Below are 17,387 nucleotides of genomic sequence, written 5' to 3'. Positions count from 1 at the left end.
CAACTCATATAAAATTTATTTTTTAGATATGCCATTGTAGTGAAGCAGAACACAGACACAAGGCGTTAATTTAACGCTATTTCAGTATAAATGTTACAAGAAATTAAAAAAATCGCCAGAAATGGATTTCTCTCTGTCATTTGCGTTATACAATATACGGTTCTGAATGCTTGTTTTTCTCCGGATTTGATTTATGTCTCAAACAATCACGCTTTATGTTGATGGTGCATGTAAAGGCAACCCTGGCTTAGGGGGTTGGGGTGCCTATATCATCCGTGAAACTGGAGAAGAAAAACTCTGCGGCGGCGAAGCTGAAACCACCAATAACCGTATGGAATTGACTGCTGCAATTGAAGGCATTCAACACTGTCCGTCCGATGCAAAACTGATTATTTGGACAGACTCCAACTATGTCAAACAAGGCATTACCGAGTGGATACATGGTTGGAAAAAGAAAAACTGGAAAGATGTTAAAAATCCTGATCTGTGGAAATTACTGGATGCAACTTGTCAGGGTCGGGAAATTGAATGGAACTGGATTAAAGGGCATGCAGGCCATCCGGGAAATGAAATGGCCGATCAATTGGCCAATCTAGGCGCAGAAAAAACCCTCGAACAGATCAAACTAGCGGCATCAACTACAGCTGAAGCACCTAAAAAAAAAGCTGAACCCGACTGGCTATTAAATGATCCATTTGGACTCGAATTTGCTGATAGCGAGGATGAAGCAGAAGAAATCTCAGCTGAGTCAGCTATTGACGCAGAGCAGATTGATGACATTGTGATAGAACAACAAGCAACAGACACTGCTTCAACGTTGAGTCCAGATGCTTCTACACAGTCTAAGCAAGCTGCTGAAATCCATCCAATGATTGTCATTACACCAGCAACAGTTGATGTATCTGGCCCACGACAATTAATTTTGGATACGGAAACCACGGGTTTCTATTTCCAAGATGGAGACCGCATTATTGAAGTTGGTGCGGTGGAAATGATTAACCGCAAACTAACCGGCAGCTCAATCCATATTTATATCAACCCGCAAAAACCTGTCGGTGAATCTGAAAATATTCACGGAATCAGTGATGACTTTCTAAAAGACAAACCACTGTATGCTGAAATTGCTGATGTCTTATTTGACTATCTAAAAGGCGCAGAAATCATTGCGCATAACGCAACCTTCGATATGAACTTCCTTGATATGGAGTTCAAACGTGCCGGTTTTGTGGCCTTATCTGAAGTTTGCGAAGTCACCGATACCTTGGCTATGGCCAAAGCCAAGCATCCAGGCCAGAAAAACTCACTCGATGCATTAGTGCGTCGTTACGAAATTCCACAACGTGACCGTACCTTCCATGGTGCCTTACTCGATGCGGAAATTCTGTCTGACGTATACTTAGCAATGACGGGTGGTCAGGTATCCTTTGATATCGATGCCCTGACCCACTCGCAAAATGAAGATGGTTCGCAAACCCGCGCCGCTGTTGAAATAGAATTACCAGTGATTTTACCTTCAGCAGATGAACTTGAAGCCCATGAGACATGGGTCAAACAATTTGAAGAAAAACATGGTACACCTTGCCTTTTTGCGAAATAAAATCTAAATTTCGTGTTACTTTTTGTATATAAACAATTCTTACATACGCTATAGTAAAACCATAAACATGGACCGCCTTAAGGGGCGGTTAATAAACAAGATAAAACATCTAGGAAAGGTGCAGATACATGTCTTACCAAACCTCTATCCATTTTGATCCAACGGCTTTGCTGATAATAAAAAATGAGGTTGATAACTCAATCAAGTTAGTCGAATCAGCAGTCAGCACCTTAGTTGAAGATCAAACTTTACCTTTCGGGATTGATGATGCACTGATTCAATTTGAACAATGTGCTCAAGTACTAGCTTTAGTTGATATGCCAAGTTTGGCAAAAATCGCTCAATATTCAGCAGAGTTAATGCGCAAGATCATGGGGAATCCTGCGCAAATTAACACTCAAGATGTCATCGCACTGAGCGAAGGCACGACCATGCTGAAACACTATATCGAATTTATCTGCTTGCGTGAAGTTAAAATTCCACAGTTCCTGCTGGACAGTCTTAATCGTCTAGAACTGTCTTTGGGTAAACCTCTAACGTCGGAAGGCCAACACATTGAGTCCCTACTCGATTGTATTACTCCTGACTTTGACTTACCTCAAGCTCCTGCACTTGAAAAATCAAAATACGTTCACCGTCTGTATAAGTTGGCGTTGAATAAATTGATTAAACAAGAAGAAACTGAGCTGGATTTGCAAGCGATTAAATTGGTCGGTACGTATTTAGCAGGTCTTTCAGACAAACATCCAAGCAAACAATACTGGAACTTGGTTTTTGTTGCGTTTAATCAAATTGATCAAATCTTAATTACCGATGCTCGTTTACGTACCTTGGTAAGCATTGAACGCAATATGGCTCAATATTTTGCAGGAACTGAGCGCTTTAAAGCATCCATTTCTGATTTAGCCAATGTCTTAAGTCTAAGCATTAGCCAAGAAGATGACATTTCTCATCATATTCGTGGCAAGTTAAATATCGGTGAAGACCTTCTTACCGACACCCAATTGCAAGTTTTCAGTCGTCATTTATATGGTCCTGACTTCGAAACCATGCATACCATTGGTGAATTGGTTACGACTGAAATGACGCAAATTCGTAATGATATTGAATTTAACTATCAAAATATGACGCCTGAAAAAACCCAAGAACTTCAAGCGAAATTGAACGAATTGGCAAATATTTTCAAAGTCTTGAACTTAAATGAAGCGTATAACGACCTGTCGCGTCAAGCTGCGTCATTAGGTAATGCTGAGATTTTACAAGATGAAAGCTTTGCCCAGCAGTTGATGAACAATATCTTGTCTGCCATGAACTCGATTGGTGTGCTTGAGCGTCATCACACTTCTAGCCGCTTACAACTTCGTGTGAATAATATGAATATTTCACTCGACCGTTTAGATGAAGCACACGCTGCTCTGTTAAATGAGACCAAGGTTTTAATTGATGCTGCTAGCCAATCTTTGGTTCAGTATTTACAAAACCAAGATTTGACACAACTTGAAGCGACTGCAACTCAATTCCGCGAAATTGGTGGTGCAATGTTGTTCCTCAATGCAGATGCGGCTCAAAATGCACTGAACTCAACAGCTCAATTCATTTTGAAACGAGTTGAATCGTCAACAGCCATTGAAGCAAATGAAGTGAATCAAGCATTAGATTCATTGGCAAGCGCAGATATGTTGATTGACAATTTAAAGAACAAACAACCTGTTTTACAGGGCATGTTTAAGGTAGCATTGGACAGTAGCGAAAAACTGAAATCAGCAGCAGCCTAATGTCTAAATTGTCACTTGCGTATATCTTCAAACAACAGCAATTGCTGGTCGATGAAAACTTTCAACTTCCCGAAGTTGAGCAACTCGCAAGTGATTTAAATATCAGCACGGGTGATCGAGTGATTGCCCGTGATCTACTTGAAAATGAGCCAATTCCTGAAGGCTTACAGCTCATCCCTATTCGTCAACTTTTACAACTTTGGAATGTTCAGCAATTTGAACAAGCCAGCCGTGCTATTCAACTCTTAGAATGGCGCCGTAATCATAAATTTTGTAGCCACTGCGGTACTGCAACTCAAGTCCACGCCACAGAATATGCCATGGTTTGCCCTGCTTGCGGTTATCACCAATACCCTCGTGTAAACCCCTGTGTCATTACCGTCATTACCCGTGGTGAAGATGAAATCTTATTGGCAAAAAATGCAAAAAATGTCCGTGCCATGTATGGACTGATCGCGGGTTTTGTTGAAGTCGGTGAAACTTTAGAAGAAGCGGTTCGTCGTGAAACTGAAGAAGAAGTGGGTTTAAAGGTCAAAAATATTCAATACTTAGCCAGCCAACCTTGGCCCTTCCCAAGTAATTTAATGATCGCCTTTAAAGCAGAATATGCTGCTGGTGAACTTCAATTACAAGAAGAAGAAATCAGTGATGCAGCTTTCTTTAAATTTGATGCATTACCTGAAATTCCTTTCAAAGGCAGTATCGCCCATTCGATGATTATGCATGTCATTCATGGTTCTGCTGTTGCAGATGATACCCAGGCATGGTTATAAGCTACTGCTTTTGAGGAACTTAGAAATAAAAAAAGCCACCTCAGTGTGGTTTTTTTATTTCTCACTAATCATGTGTATTCACTGCATATTTAAATAATTGAATATTTTTTATCCACAAGCTGGTCGATTTATTCTACTTTTAAATTCAAATTAAAATAACTTATCCACAATATTAAATTCAAAATAATGCCAAAAAATAAATCTATCTGCAAAAGATAAAATATAAAAATCTAATATAAATAAATAAGATAGGAAATTTATGAAACTAAATTTAGCAATTTAGTTGCTTATTTTTAAATAAAATAAATAGTTTAGTAAGTTTATGGTAGATAGTACTTTATTTAATCAAATAATTATGTTAAAAATGCGTTTAAGAAATAGTAATTAACGATAAATAGATCGGAAAGAATATCTATGAAAGTCGTGCAAGAAGAAAACTTATCGCAAGTTGACCATCACATGGAATCTCGATATCAAATCGAGCCAATGTCCTGCTTATTTTTTATGTTAGGTATGCTGATTTGTGCATACGTGTTACATACTTTTATTTTTTAATCTATTCAATAAAAAAAACCGGCATTTGCCGGTTTTTTTTATGCCTTTAGGATTATGCGTTGCGTTTTGCAAAGTCATCCATAAAGTTAACCAGTGCTTGAACGCCTTCTAGCGGAACAGCATTATAAATACTTGCACGCATACCACCCACTGAACGGTGACCAGCTAAATTCAGCAAGTGGTTTTCTTCAGCTTCTTTCAAGAATTGTTTTTCCAATTCTGGATTCGCCAAAGTAAATGGTACGTTCATGATTGAACGGAATTCTTTTGCAATTGGATTTGCATAGAAATCGCTTGAATCAATATAACCATAAAGTAATTCAGCTTTTGCCATATTCGCTTTATAAATTGCGTCTACACCGCCCTGCTCAAGTAACCATTCAAAAACGAGGCCAGATAAGTACCATGCATAAGTTGAAGGTGTATTCACCATTGAACCATTTTTCGCTTGAGCTGAATATTTCAAGATACTTGGAATATCTGCTTTCGCTTGATCCAATAAATCATCACGAATAATCACCAAAGTTAAACCAGCAGGACCAATATTTTTCTGAGCACCTGCATAGATTAAACCGAACTTAGATACGTCTAATGGTGCAGATAAAATGCTCGATGAAAAATCGGCAACCAATGGTTTGTCCGTTTCAGGAATGTTGGCAAACTGAAGACCACCAATAGTTTCATTATCTGCATAATGCACATAAGCCGCATCATCAGATAAGTTCCAGGTGCTTTGATCAGTAATCGCAAGTTTACCGTCAATGGTGGTACCCGCTTCAACAACATTAATGTCGCCATAACGCTGTGCTTCTTTCAACGCTTTTTCAGACCAAATACCAGTGTGGATATAGTCTGCTTTGCTGTTTTTACCCAATAGGTTTAATGGGATCGCAGAGAATTGAAGTGATGCGCCACCTTGAAGGAATAACACTTTATAGTTGTCTGGAATATTCATCAGCTTACGAAGATCAGCTTCTGCTTTCTCTGCCACAGCGACATAGTCTTTACTACGGTGGCTCATTTCCATGATCGAAAGGCCTTTGCCTTGCCAGTCAAGCATTTCAGCTTGAGCTTTTTCTAAAACGGCAGTGGGTAATGCAGCAGGACCAGCACAGAAGTTGTACGCGCGCATGAGTTTTCCTTTCAAAGTGAAACACAATAAAATGATGGCATTTAACCATATCTGACGCGTGCTTGCAGTAGTTAAAGCTGAAAATATTCCAATGCTGTCTGACATTTGAAGTCAAATTTTCAATAAAGATCAAAATTAATTCTTATTAATTCAAATTATTAGATTTACTGATATTTTTTATCCCTTGAATTGATGCTAATTTAAGGTCTTAATGTGCGAAAATGACGTGCGCTACAAAGATAAAATTTATTTACATATGTATATGAAACAATACAACAACTTAGTGAATTTACCCAACTTCATCACAATGACTATAATGAACCCATCCTAGCTGTGAGTGTGTTTTTATGCCTCTACCTCGAACAGATTATTCTATAAAAATTAAACATACATTTCGTTCAGGATTGCTGCTTGGCCTTGGTTGTTTGAGTGTTTTTTTTAGCCCGACAGTACTTGCGCAAAGTATCAGTTATAGCCAAGCAGAACAAAGTCTACTCACTAGTTCTTTTAGCACTCAGGCCAACCAAGCGCTACAACAATCTGCCGAACTTCAAGCTCAGGCCATTAAAGGCCTTGGTTTACCTCGTGTGGATTTAAACGTCCGTGCCTATGCCTTTCATAATGAACTCGATATTCCTCTCGGCGCCTTAAAAAACAACTTAGAACAAACGCTGAGTAATGGCATTAATAATAAAATTGATGAAAGCTTACCGAGTGATTTGGCAGACCCATTAAAAGACAGTCTGCAACAGCCAATCCGTGATGGTGTCGGATTAATTCCAGATTCTTCCCAAGTGGTCTTAGATGATCAAGTGATCCGCCCTACCGTTTCCGTAATGATGCCGCTGTATACCGGTGGGTTAACGTCTAGCGCCAAGGAAATTGCCAATATCCAAGCCAAACGCAGCGCGATAAGCAGTGAACAACAACAAGATGTGCAACGTTTTGAATTAATCCAAGCCTACTTCAATGCTCAATTACAAAAAAAATTAGTCGAAAGCAGCCGCTTCAATTTAAATGCGATGCAACAACACTATGCCAATGCACTCAAAATGGAACAACAGGGTTTCATTAGCAAAGGCCAGCGTATGCAATTTGAAGTGGCGAAGAATAATGCGCTCAGAACTTTTCAAAATACTGAAGCGAATCTCCGCTCTAGCTTATTTAAGTTAAACAACTTAATGCAAAGCAGCCAAATTACTGATCTTTCAACGCCATTATTTATCAATCAGCAACACAATCAAAATATAACCGCCTTACTAAAAAGTTATCAGGATCAGTCTAGTTTGGTGCGTAAAATGCAATTGGACAGTCAATTGGCTGGTGCCAATGTGAAAGCCCAAAGCGCAGCAAAAAAACCCAACGTCTTTGCATTTGGCGAATATAGTCTCGACGATAAACAAAACTGGATCGTTGGTGTTGCCGCTCGCTACAACTTATTTTCAGGTATTGATAAAAACAAATCCGTACAAGCTGCTGAACTTCAACGCTATGCATCTGAGTTAATGACTGAGCGTACCAAACAAGAAATTGAAAGCCTGATTTATAGCTCATTTAATGAAGTCACCAGCGCTCAACAAAGTCACCTGTTGTTGCAGCAAAACCTAAAAGCTGCTCAAGAAAATTTAAGAATTCAACAACTTTCATTTAAAGAAGATATGGGAACAGCCACACAAGTGATTGATGCACAAAATGCACTGAGCGGGCTACAAAGTGAAATGGCACTCAATGCTTATAAATACGTGATGTCACTTGCAACATTGCTACAAAGTCACGGGAGCATTGACCAGTTCCAAAGCTATATCAATCAAACACACACCGATTACATCCGTTAAACTTAGACTGGGGAAATGCACATGAATCAGGATTCAACTGATCAACCAAAAGACACCTCAACTGAGGATAAATCATCTGTTACATCAACAAATGATACGGTTGTACCAAAGCCTGTTATGGAAAACAGTAGTACGCAAGACGAAATCGCGATGGATAAAAAGCCGACAGAATCTGTTAATTCAACGTCTCTAGAGCAAGACCACTCTTTCTCCCCAACAAAAGACCAACATAAGAAATCTATACTGATAAAAATTGCCGTTGGCATTATATTGATACTACTTTTGGCATTGATTGCATTTGGCTTATGGAAAAGTTATCAGCCCAAGCAGGTTGAATTACAAGGTCGAGTAGAGGCAGAAACCATCCACATTAGTACAAAAGTACCCAGTCGTATCGAAGAAATATATGTGCATGACGGTGAAAAAGTACAAGCAGGTCAAGCACTGGTTCGTTTAACCAGCCCCGAAGTCGATGCAAAGAAACAACAGGCTTTAGCTGCTCTCCAATCTGCGCAAGCACTGCAATCCACAGCTGAACGTGGCTCTCAACAAGAAAATATTGATAGTTTATATGCCAATTGGCAAAGTCTAAAAGCACAGCAACAATTGGCGCAAACCACCTACCAACGTGGTCAAAACCTCTATAAAGAAGGTGTCATTTCACGACAACGCCGTGATGAAATGCAAGCTGCCGCAGTGTCTGCTGCACAAATGACAGAAGCGTCTTATCAACAATATGCGCGTGCAAAACGTGGCAGTACACCGCAACAACAAAGCTCGGCAGATGCCCAAGTCAAGATTGCGCAAGCCGCGTTGGCTGAAGCCAATGCACTTGAGGCTGAAACCAAATTGTTTGCACCCTCCAATGGCACCATTTCAAAAACCTATGGCAAAGTTTCAGAATTAGTTGCGATGGGTGTGCCCGTAGTGAGTCTGATTCAAGATGATAGCTTGTGGATTAGCTTAAATGTCCGTGAAGACCAGTATGCTCAAGTGTATCAACTCAAGACCATGCAAGGATTTATACCGGCGCTAAACAAATCTGCCGATTTTAAAATTGATCACATAGAAGCCGAAGGTGAATTTGCAACGATTAAAACCACGCGGCAAACGGGCGGCTATGATATTCGTAGTTTTAAAGTCCAACTGAAACCCGCTCAGCCGATTGCTGACTTAAAAGTGGGTATGAGCGTTTTGTTTAAAATCGAAGAGCGTAAATAATGTTTAGGGGCATTCTGCGTGAGTTTCGCTATTTGATGCAGCATAAATGGGACTTGTGTATGGTCACACTTGCCCCTGCCCTTGTGATTTTGCTCTTTACCAATATGTTTGCTCAAGGCAAACCAGATCATTTACCCATTGCGATCATAGACCAAGATCAAAGCAGTTTAAGCCGTAACATTACTCATTTTGCGCAGCTGAACCATACCTTAAAAGTAGCCACCATTACACCCAGTATGGATGATGCTGAAAAGCTTTTAAATCAGACTCAAATTTGGGGCTATATTCATATTCCTGCTGGTGCAGAGCAACGACTGGTTCAAGCAAAAGATGCAGAAGTCAGCATTGCCTATAACCAAAGCTATTTTAGTGTCGGCAATAGTATTTCATCAGCCATGCTGCTAAGTACATTGCAAGCCATGGCCGATTTTAGTGGTCATCAGTATTTAGAAAATACAATTCCCTACCTCGATGCACCGACACCCAATGTCAAAATTTCACCTTTATATAATCCAGGTTTAAATTATGAGTTCTATTTAGAGCCGTACATGATTCCTGCGATTCTGCATTTATTACTGTGTTGCTGTGTCGCATTTTCAGTCGGTCAAGAAATCAAATATGGCACTGTAAATCAATGGGTGAAACCGACTTCTGTCTTTCAAGCTTTAATCGCTAAAAATCTCAGTTATGTTTTCATTTTTACCGCTTGGACATGGGCATGGATGTTCTGGCTAATCGTGTTTCGAGGGTGGTTTGTTCAGGGTTCATTACTGCTAATTTTGCTCGGGCAATTGTTTTTTTATACAGCCTATGCCTTTATCAGTTCTACTGTAGTTTTGGCGACACGTGATCTCACCAAATCTTTTGGTTTTATTGCGGTATATGGTGGCTCATCACTGAGTTTTGCAGGGGTGACATTGCCGCTGAATAACGCGCCGATGTTTACAAAATTCTGGGCCAATATTATTCCCTATACGCCTTATGCCAAATTACAAACAGAACAATGGGTCATTGGTAGCCCAATCTCCATTTCAATCACACCGCTTGTCACCCTGATCATTTACTGTCTGTTCTATTTGGTTCTTGCCAGCTTCTTTTTACGGAAAGTACTGAAGGAGCAAAGCATATGAATAAAATCGTGTCATTTCTATCAACTTTGCTCAGACACTATATTCAAACCTTTAAAGATATTGTTAAGCACAGTTCGATTTTTACCACCTTAGTGCTTTCTGTTTTTCTTTACAGTTTTTTTTATCCCATTGCTTATCAAGCGGAACACGCAGAATCGCTCCCCATTATTGTGGTGGATGAGGAACAAAGCATACTCACCAATACGATTATTGGTGCTGTAGCCAATAGTCCCAATGTAGAAATTCTAGCTGTGACTGGTAATTTTGCGGAAGCTGAAAATATGCTCCGAAGTCAGCAAGCTGACGGGATTTTACTGTTGCCGAGTAATCTTTCAAATAGCATTCGCCGTGGTGAAACCGGTGGAATTGGTTTATATCTCAGTGCTGCAAACTTTCTAAAGACGCAAAAAATTGGCTTAGGTTTAGCCAGTTCGATGGAAAATGCTCTCGGCGAATATGCAGAAAAATTCCAGAACATATCCGATTTTAGCCCAGCTTTATCTATCCATAAGATTCCATTGTTTAATCCACTTTCAGGCTACGGCAGCTATATTTTCCCAGCGGTTGCACCCTTAATTATTCATCAGACGATTTTATTGGGTCTGTGCATGCTGATTGCGACCTATCGACAAAACACAGCATGGCGTCCGAGCTATACACAATTGGCTGGCATCTTCTTGTGTATTTTGACCGTAGGAACGTTGGGATGCTTCTATTTATTTGGTTTTACCTTTTGGCTGAATGATTATCCACGCGGTGGAAATTTTTGGGGCATGTTCATTGCTGTGCCCATCTTCCTCAGTTGTATTATTGCGATGACCCTCTATCTCGCAACTTTTCTTGACCTGCCAGAACGTGCAGGACATGTCATCGTTTTTAGTTCTATTCCGCTTTTTCTACTCTCGGGAACGGCATGGCCACATGCAGCTATGCCTAAATGGATGCAAATACTCGCTCAAGCATTACCTTCGACCCAAGGCATTCAAATGTTCCTTCAACTCAATCAGATGGGTGTGCCTACAGTAATCGTCATCCCAAAACTGCTTTACCTCACAAGTATTGGACTGATTTTTTTATGTCTTGCTGTCTGGCGTTTAAAGTTTGCCAAAAGATAAAACTGTTTGTGCTGTAAGACATGTCTGGTCTCAAGCGAAATGCGTTCAAACCTATTCATCATAGACTCGAACGCTTTGTATCTAATCATGTCTCAAATTTAAATTCTTGCTGTCATCTATTAGCTGTATGCATTTGGCGTGACAGTCGATGCCTCATCCACTTGAATATCAAAATCATCTGCATCTGAAGTGATCTCAGTAACCAAATCATCTGATTCTTTTTCTGCAGCGTTTTCAAGCCAGAATCCTTTCACTTTATCGTCCCCATCATGACCTGCAAAGACCACACTCATATACAGTTCTTTTTGCGGATAATCATATTTATACACAATTGTTGTGGTCTCACCTTCTCCCAGCCGAGTATTTGCCATTCGCTGAATCACTTCCGCCTCAGCGCTAGGTTGACCTGCAGGAATCAGTTTTTTCATACGTGAAAACAGCTCTGGATCTGCCAGCATCGCATCACGAACATTTTCTTCAACCAATGCCAAAAAGGTGTCTTGATGGGGTTCGTGTAGCGCGACGAATAATTTTTCTGACTTCACACGCTGTGAACTTGTCTCACTTGGCAGGCTTGATTCGAATTTTGCAATCAAGAAATCGCCGATTTTTTCACAAGCCGTTATAGGTAAGATTAAAGTGATGATGACGACTAATTTTTTCAACACCGTACAAGCCCTCTGGTTATTATTAAAATATATAAAGCTAAAATTTATTTCGGATAATCTGTGTGATTTATAGAATTTTCACTGATTTATCTGCCTCACAAGTATAAAGCAAACTTCTATATAAAAATGAAAAATACAGGCTCACATTTAGTTTTTCGATCTTTCTAGGCAAATCAGAAATTTTGTGAAGTGTTTATTAATAACTCAATTTTATTCGTTTTATAAATTAAACTTAACAATCGAATCGCTTATACAACTTAAAATGATAATTTATCGATCAAACAGTTTGGTTTTGATCAAAATCGTTGGCTGTATTCTCATATAAACTGCAAAATATTGTCGTATTTATCTCCCAAATTATTCAGAACTTTTTGTCATTGCGGATTCAGTCTGTCTGCAACATTTGTTCGTGGATGACTGTGGGCTTTTTTCTCCCAAATCTGACATAAGAGCTGATGTATGAAAAAGATTAAGGTGAGCCTTGCCTGGCAAATCGTGATTGCTCTCATTCTAGGTATACTTGTTGGTGCTTTCCTACACTATTCTCCTGAATATCGTGATGCTTTAGCTAATAACTTTTTGACTCCTTTGGGCTCAATTTTTATTAACCTCATTAAGATGATCGTTATTCCGCTTGTTGTGTCGATGCTTATTTTAGGTATTGCCAATACAAGTCACGGTAGTAACTTAGGTAAACTTGGTTTCAAAACGATTATTTATTTTGAAATCATTACCACAGTTGCAATTTTAGTCGGTTTAGTTGCAGCCAACGTATTCCAACCTGGTGCCGGCATTGATATGTCTGCATTGACGCAAGTCGATATTTCAAAGTATCAAGAAACAACACATGAAGTCAGTGAACATTCTCATGGTTTGATTCAAACAATACTTTCACTTATTCCATCTAACTTTTTTGCAGCTTTGACTAGTGGTCAAATGCTCCCAATCATCTTTTTCTCTGTGATGTTTGGTGTAGGTTTAGGTGCGCTTGATCAGGAAGTAAAACAACCTTTAATTAAAGTGTTGACCGCTGTTTCTGAAACGATGTTTAAAGTTACGCACATGATCATGATGTTTGCACCTATTGGTGTATTCGGCTTGATTGCTGCAACTGTTGCGAATTTCGGCTTCAGCTCTCTTGTGCCACTGCTTAAACTCGCAGTTTTAGTTTATGGTGCAATCTTCTTCTTTATTTTCATTGTATTAGGTGCAGTTGCTAAATTCTGTGGCTTCAGTGTTTGGGCCATTATCAAGATTTTAAAAGATGAATTGATTCTCGCGTATTCAACTGCAAGTTCTGAAACTGTCCTCCCCCGTATTATGGAAAAAATGGAAGCTTATGGTGCTCCGAAACCGATTACCAGTTTCGTGATTCCAATTGGCTATTCATTTAACCTCGATGGTTCGACCCTATATCAAAGTATTGCGGCTATCTTTATTGCTCAGCTTTACGGGATCGATCTGACAATCACCCAACAAGTGATTCTGGTCCTAACCTTGATGATTACCTCTAAAGGGATTGCAGGTGTACCAGGCGTTTCTTTCGTGGTCTTGCTAGCGACTCTCGGCAGTGTCGGTATTCCACTTGAAGGTCTGGCATTCATTGCAGGTATTGACCGTATTTTAGATATGGTACGTACTGTACTGAATGTAATTGGTAACGCGCTTGCGGTACTGGTGATCAGTAAATGGGAAGGCCAATTTGATACTGAAAAACAAAAAAATTATGCTGCTAATCTAAAAGATGCCGCTTAATTTAATGACATAATAAAGGACGCTTCGGCGTCCTTTTTTACAGCTTTGTTTTATTTTTCCAAACTTTATTTATTTTTTTCGCCAAACACTGAAATATTAAAATCTCGAATTTTGTTACTTCCTTCGGGTTTATCAAAACTTACATCGTACTGTACAAGGTTTTTATTGGTATAACCGTACTCATAAGTGACCGTATATAAAGACGGCTTTTCAGTCGATCTTTCAATGTGCTTAGCCACTATATTTTTGCGTGAGTAATCTTGTTTCGGAATACCTCGTGCAAATTTACGCAGCTCTTTTTCATTCTGTTCAAACTTCGCTTTGAGTTCTGGTTCAAAGTAGGTGTACAGCTTTTCAAAATTGCCTTCACGTAATTGATCATAGGCAGCTTGGGCAACTTCAGTCTGTTCAGCACTTGGGTCTGGTATTGCATTTAAGGCTTTTTGACCTATTTGGTCACAGCCGCCCAGCCCAATAAGTGAAGCCATTGCAAAATATTTTAATTTCATATTGTACTCATCAATCTAAAATTATCTGTCTATAAAAAAGGACGCCGTAGCGCCCTCTTTTCTCAATCTTCAATTAGTCTTCTTCAGGCTCATTGAGATCTGATTCATTGTCATTTTGATCAATAATCGTTGAGTCATCTACAAGTTGCTCAGTTTCGATTGCTTCCACTTCTTCAAAAGTTTCGTCTTCTTCAACTGCTTCGATCGCCACAACACCGACTAAGATTTCGCTTTCACCTAAACGGATCAAACGAACACCTTGAGCATTACGACCTGTTTGTGCCACTTCAGATGCACGTGTACGAACCAGCGTACCACCATCTGAAATTAACATCAGCTCTTTAGACGCATCAATCGCTACCGCACCAACAAGTTCACCGTTACGTTCAGATGTTTTGATTGCAATAACACCTTTACCGCCACGTTTCTTGGTTGGGAAGTCATCCACTGGTGTACGCTTACCATAACCATTAGCTGAAGCACAAAGTACTTCACCAGTTTCAGGAACAACCACCAATGACACAATACGGCTAATTAGAGCTGAATCAGACGTATCTTCATCATCCGATTCTACATCCGCATCTTCAGCATCTTCAGCTTGAGCAGCCGCACCAATGGTCACGCGCATACCACGAACACCTTTTGCAGAACGCCCCATTGAACGCACGTCAGTTTCTGCAAAACGAATGGCTTTACCTTCGTTTGAGAACAACATGATTTGTTGTTCGCCATCAGTAATGGCAACACCAATTAAGGTGTCATCACCATTGAGTTCAATCGCACGTAGACCGTTTGAACGAACATTCGAGAATTGTTCTAACTCAACACGTTTAATCGTACCGTATTCTGTTGCCATAAATACGTAGAAGTTTTTACGAACAGCTTCCGCTTGCTGTGCAAAGTCATTGATGATTTCATCATCAAGATCAGTCGTAGACAACTCTAGACCCAATTGTTTCAACTGAATACGAAGTGCATCAGATAAATCATCTGCACCATCTTCAGTCTCAGCAAGTGCTGCTTCTAAGCCAGCAAAATGACTGTTAATCACTTCATTGGTTTGTAACTGCGCACTATTGGCTTTTACAAATGCTTTAAAGTCAGCCAAACGTTCTTTAAATTTCTTCGGCGCATCAACCACAGGTAAAATAGCGGTGATGGTTTCGTTTTCATCTAATGGTAATAAGTTCACCATTGGACGACCTTTCGCACCACGAGATGCTTGAGGCACTTCATACACTTTCAGACGATAAACTTTACCTACATTGGTAAAGCAAAGCACTGTTGCGTGGTTTGAAGTCACGATCAAATGCTGGATGTAATCGTCTTCTTTCATTGAAGTTGCAGACTTACCACGTCCACCACGACGCTGTGCAGCGTAGTCTGACAATGGTTGAGTTTTTGCATAGCCTGATTTAGAAACAGTCAGTACCATTTGCTCTTCAGGGATTAAATCTTCACGAGAGAAGTCGATACGTGATTCCACGATATCGGTACGACGTGCATCGCCATATTGTTGAAGGATTAAAGCCAATTCTTCTTTAATTACGTTCATCAATAAGTTGAAATCGTTCAAAATTGCCGTGTATTCAGCAATTTGACCAAGAATTTCTGTATATTCAGCTTGTAACTTGTCTTGTTCTAGACCGGTTAAGCGATGTAAACGAAGTTCTAAGATCGCACCCACTTGGGTTGGAGACAGACGATAAATAGCACCTGTTAAACCAAATGGGCGTGCTGGATCTTCGCCTTCAATTTCATCTGGACGGACAGATACCGCGCCTGCTTTTTCAAGCAATGCAACAACACCACCGCCTGCCCACTCGCCCGCTTGTAAACGTTCACGTGCTTCGCTAGGGTTTGCAGATGTTTTGATGGTTTCAATGATCGCATCGATATTTGCGAGTGCAACCGTCAAACCTTCTAAGATATGTCCACGTTCACGTGCTTTACGCAGTTCGAACATGGTACGGCGTGTAACCACTTCCTGACGATGACGGATAAACGCTGCAATAATATCTTTCAAGTTCATTAATTTAGGCTGACCATTATCGAGGCAGACCATGTTAATGCTGAATGAATTTTCTAATTGGGTATTTTGGAATAGGTTATTTACAATCACTTCAGCGTTTTCACCACGCTTTAAGTCAATTGCAATACGCATCCCTTCTTTATCTGATTCATCACGAAGTTCAGAAATACCTTCAAGTTTTTTCTCTTTGACCAACTCAGCAATACGCTCAATGGTTTTTGCTTTGTTAACTTGATAAGGAATTTCAGTGAAGACAATCGTGCTGCGGCCCGATTTTTGGTCTTCTTCAATGTGATATTTACCACGGATATGCAAACGGCCTTTACCAGTACGGTACGCATCGACAATGCCAGATTTACCATAAATGATGCCGCCTGTAGGGAAGTCTGGACCAGAAATGTGTTCCATTAACCCTTCAATGCTAATGTGCGGATCGTTGGCATAAGCAAGACATGCATTAATGACTTCTGTCATGTTATGCGGAGCCATGTTGGTTGCCATACCTACAGCAATACCAGCTACACCGTTAATCAACAAGTTAGGCACACGTGTTGGCATTACTTGTGGAATACGTTCAGAACCGTCGTAGTTGTCTTCCCACTCTACGGTATCTTTCTCAAGATCCGCTAAAAGTTCGTGAGTCAATTTACGCATACGAACTTCGGTATAACGCATTGCTGCTGCACTGTCACCATCGACAGAACCGAAGTTACCCTGACCATCAACCAATTGATAGCGTAAGCTGAAATCTTGAGCCATACGAACAATGGTTTCGTATACAGCTAAGTCACCATGTGGGTGATATTTACCGATGACGTCACCGACTACACGGGCAGACTTTTTGTAAGCTTTGTTGTAGTCATTGCCCAATTCGTGCATTGCAAAAAGCACACGACGGTGAACAGGTTTGAGACCATCTCGGACATCTGGCAACGCACGTGACACAATCACGCTCATTGCATAATCGAGATATGAGCTCTTCAGTTCATCCTCAATGGCAATCGGTCTAATTTCCGATACGCTCATGCATACTCCTTGTTATACAAGCAGAATTCTGCCCGCATTTATATATCGTAAATCTGTAAAAATTAGTTCAAAAAACACTGAACCAATATCAAAAATCAAGTCGGACAGTATAGCATAAAAACCCTGATTTTTGTGCCAATCATCTTGCACTAGAACCATGATTTTTTGTATTTATTTTAAGCATTTTGATTTTATTTACTGTGAAAAAAACCTCTACGAATAGAGGTTGTTTAATGTTCAAAAAATTTCTTTTCGAAGCTTCAA

At 39.9% G+C, this 17,387-nt stretch carries 12 protein-coding genes; 8 read left to right on the top strand and 4 right to left on the bottom strand.

Annotated elements, in window-relative coordinates:
- The first annotated feature begins 193 nt into the window (after window positions 1-193).
- From dnaQ to nudC, 3 genes are all read left to right on the top strand, one after another.
- Window positions 194-1,597, top strand: coding sequence for a DNA polymerase III subunit epsilon (dnaQ, locus tag FTU37_RS02820; RefSeq protein WP_168379369.1), 1,404 nt, complete (start codon window positions 194-196; stop codon window positions 1,595-1,597).
- A 128-nt stretch (window positions 1,598-1,725) separates the two neighbouring features.
- A complete protein-coding gene (locus FTU37_RS02815) occupies window positions 1,726-3,372 on the top strand; it encodes a chemotaxis protein (protein ID WP_180123764.1) in 1,647 nt (548 codons plus the stop codon).
- Window positions 3,372-4,145, top strand: a complete 774-nt coding sequence (gene nudC, locus FTU37_RS02810; RefSeq protein WP_180123763.1) for an NAD(+) diphosphatase — start codon at window positions 3,372-3,374, stop codon at window positions 4,143-4,145. The genes FTU37_RS02815 and nudC overlap by 1 nt, the downstream gene beginning before the upstream one ends.
- 607 nt (window positions 4,146-4,752) lie before the next feature.
- Here the strand turns inward: nudC and serC are convergent.
- Window positions 4,753-5,832, bottom strand: a complete 1,080-nt coding sequence (gene serC, locus FTU37_RS02805; RefSeq protein ID WP_078192058.1) for a 3-phosphoserine/phosphohydroxythreonine transaminase — start codon at window positions 5,830-5,832, stop codon at window positions 4,753-4,755.
- Between the two features lie 347 nt (window positions 5,833-6,179).
- Between serC and FTU37_RS02800 the strand changes: the two genes are divergently transcribed.
- From FTU37_RS02800 to FTU37_RS02785, 4 genes are read left to right on the top strand one after another with little or no spacing between them, the layout of a single operon-like run.
- Entirely contained in the window at window positions 6,180-7,667 is a 1,488-nt protein-coding gene (locus tag FTU37_RS02800; protein ID WP_180123762.1) for a TolC family protein, read from the top strand.
- Window positions 7,668-7,688: 21 nt separating this feature from the next.
- Window positions 7,689-8,888 (top strand): HlyD family secretion protein, encoded by a 1,200-nt coding sequence (locus FTU37_RS02795; protein ID WP_373686003.1) that lies wholly within the window; start codon window positions 7,689-7,691, stop codon window positions 8,886-8,888.
- Window positions 8,888-10,018 (top strand): ABC transporter permease, encoded by a 1,131-nt coding sequence (locus FTU37_RS02790; protein ID WP_180003320.1) that lies wholly within the window; start codon window positions 8,888-8,890, stop codon window positions 10,016-10,018. Before FTU37_RS02795 ends, FTU37_RS02790 begins: the two co-directional genes overlap by 1 nt.
- Complete coding sequence (locus tag FTU37_RS02785) at window positions 10,015-11,133, top strand: ABC transporter permease (protein ID WP_180003322.1); 1,119 nt, start codon at window positions 10,015-10,017, stop codon at window positions 11,131-11,133. Before FTU37_RS02790 ends, FTU37_RS02785 begins: the two co-directional genes overlap by 4 nt.
- A 119-nt stretch (window positions 11,134-11,252) precedes the next feature.
- On the opposite strand, the gene FTU37_RS02780 is transcribed toward FTU37_RS02785, so the two are convergent.
- Window positions 11,253-11,801: a hypothetical protein gene (locus tag FTU37_RS02780; RefSeq protein ID WP_180123760.1), complete on the bottom strand. Its 549-nt coding sequence runs from the start codon at window positions 11,799-11,801 to the stop codon at window positions 11,253-11,255.
- A 459-nt stretch (window positions 11,802-12,260) separates the two neighbouring features.
- Here FTU37_RS02780 and gltP point away from each other — a divergent pair, with 459 nt between their 5' ends.
- On the top strand, window positions 12,261-13,556 hold the full coding sequence (gene gltP / locus FTU37_RS02775; protein WP_180123759.1) for a glutamate/aspartate:proton symporter GltP: 1,296 nt from the start codon (window positions 12,261-12,263) through the stop codon (window positions 13,554-13,556).
- Between the two features lie 65 nt (window positions 13,557-13,621).
- Here the strand turns inward: gltP and FTU37_RS02770 are convergent, their stop codons facing one another.
- On the bottom strand, window positions 13,622-14,065 hold the full coding sequence (locus FTU37_RS02770) for a DUF3887 domain-containing protein (protein ID WP_180123758.1): 444 nt from the start codon (window positions 14,063-14,065) through the stop codon (window positions 13,622-13,624).
- A 73-nt stretch (window positions 14,066-14,138) separates the two neighbouring features.
- Window positions 14,139-17,123: a DNA gyrase subunit A gene (gene gyrA, locus FTU37_RS02765; RefSeq protein WP_180123757.1), complete on the bottom strand. Its 2,985-nt coding sequence runs from the start codon at window positions 17,121-17,123 to the stop codon at window positions 14,139-14,141.
- Between the last annotated feature and the right edge of the window lie 264 nt (window positions 17,124-17,387).

Source organism: Acinetobacter sp. YH12097, from assembly GCF_013419225.1.
Taxonomy (GTDB): domain Bacteria; phylum Pseudomonadota; class Gammaproteobacteria; order Pseudomonadales; family Moraxellaceae; genus Acinetobacter; species Acinetobacter amyesii.
This window is presented reverse-complemented; position numbering and strand designations above follow the sequence as displayed.